The sequence below is a fragment of the Bradyrhizobium sp. BRP56 genome, from assembly GCF_020194035.1.
In the GTDB taxonomy this organism is placed as follows: Bacteria; Pseudomonadota; Alphaproteobacteria; order Rhizobiales; family Xanthobacteraceae; genus Bradyrhizobium; species Bradyrhizobium australafricanum.
The window spans coordinates 1-1,539 of record NZ_JADYVV010000161.1; the positions used below are offsets into that span (position 1 = coordinate 1).

2 protein-coding genes are annotated in these 1,539 nt (G+C 63.4%); one reads left to right on the forward strand and one right to left on the reverse strand.

Going from position 1 to position 1,539, the window contains the following annotated elements:
- Window positions 1-32: 32 nt before the first annotated feature.
- The gene (locus I6F38_RS43145) at window positions 33-1,367 is read right to left on the reverse strand and encodes an IS5 family transposase (RefSeq protein ID WP_225164677.1); all 1,335 of its coding nucleotides are present in this window, start codon (window positions 1,365-1,367) and stop codon (window positions 33-35) included.
- Between I6F38_RS43145 and I6F38_RS43150 the strand changes: the two genes are divergently transcribed.
- Window positions 1,360-1,539: hypothetical protein (locus I6F38_RS43150; protein ID WP_225164678.1), on the forward strand; the 180-nt coding region annotated here is incomplete at its 3' end. The two genes, I6F38_RS43145 and I6F38_RS43150, sit on opposite strands and share 8 nt — an antisense overlap.

Consider the following 1,539-nt stretch of genomic DNA (forward strand, 5'->3'; position numbering starts at 1 on the left):
GTCCGCCGTGAAGAACGCGGACGAGCGCTGATTTAAGCGATCTTTTGAGCCGGGACAGTTTCGGCGATGGCCCGGATGATGGCACACAGGAGTTGTGCGAGCCATCGCAGGAGCAGGCCGAAGTTGTAGCCGGCCGCGGCGAGGACGGCGTTGATGCGGTCGCCGCCGCGGCCTTTGAGATAGTTGCGGTCCATGCGGTGCTCGGCCTTGACGTGGCCGATGACGGGCTCGACGGCCGCACGACGCTTCATCTCACGCCGGATGGAAGCCGTGACGCGACGGACCTGACCCGTGATCCAGACCCTGAACCGGTGCGGGTGGTTGTGGCCGCGGTACCCTTTGTCGACATGGATGCGGCGAGCCTCCACGCCGGTGAGCTTCTCCATGTCGGCGACCACAGGGCCGAGCGTGTGCCCGTCGAAGGGATTGCCGTGCAGCGCCTTGGCATGGAGCACGAACTGTCCGCCCTTCGGAGACGTCACGGGGGTAGCGATACTGACCTTGCAGCCGAACTCGTAAGGCGCGCGGGCTTTCCCCTTGCCGATGCACTCGACCTCCGGCGCATGTAACGCATAGACCTTGGGGCCGCGCTGATGCTGATCCTGGGTGCGCACCCGCTGTGCCAGATCAAGCAGCGGGCCGAAGCGAGCTTCCAGCGCCGCATCGCCATCAATCTTGCGGCGGATGTCGCGGATGATCCGGCCAAGCCGCGTCCGCAGGAACTTGAGCTGGCGCCGGGCGCGTTTGAACTGGTGGGCGTGGGTATAGCGGCCGACCATGATGGCGGCGCGCTTGGCCAGGCGCAGATAGCTCTGGCGCAGCGGCACACGATTGCGCTTGGCGAGCCCGACGAGCTTGGTGATCGCCCGATGCATCAGCCGCGCGTCGGTCGGGTGCGCAACGGCCTTGGGCTGCACCGTGGTATCGACCACCACCCGCTCCAGGTCGTTGGGACCAATGGCACCAGTCTTGTGCGCCACCGACAGACTTTCCTGGATCAGCGCGACGAGCTGCTCCTCGCCGAGCCGCTGGCGCCAGCGCGTCATCGACGATCGATCGAACGGCAGCCGGTGGCAGAAGCTCAACTCACCGCAGAAGTATTGGTAATAAGGATTCTCGATCCAGCGGGCGCACAACACCTCGTCTGACAGGTTGTGCATGTGCTTCAGAATGAACAGGCCAGCGACAAGCCGCGTTGGCAAGCCTGGTTGTCCCGGGCCGGTCTGGCACACCGAACCAAAGCGGTCATCCAGAAACCTCCAGTCAATCAGCGCCGCCAACCGCACCAGCGGGTGGCCCATGTCGATGATTTGATCGAGCGCCGGCAGCAACAGGTCTTTCTGGCGATCATCCCGCGGTTTGCTCATCGCCGTCCCCAATGCCGATGACCTGCCGTCAGGGAATCACGAATCGCTCGAAAGCAAAATCCTAAAACGCAAGAAACCGCGGCCCAACACCCGGCTTTCCTGCAAAATCGAACACTTCATCGAGACAACTTCTGCTTATCTATCGGGCCGATCTGCATTCTTCACGGACGAC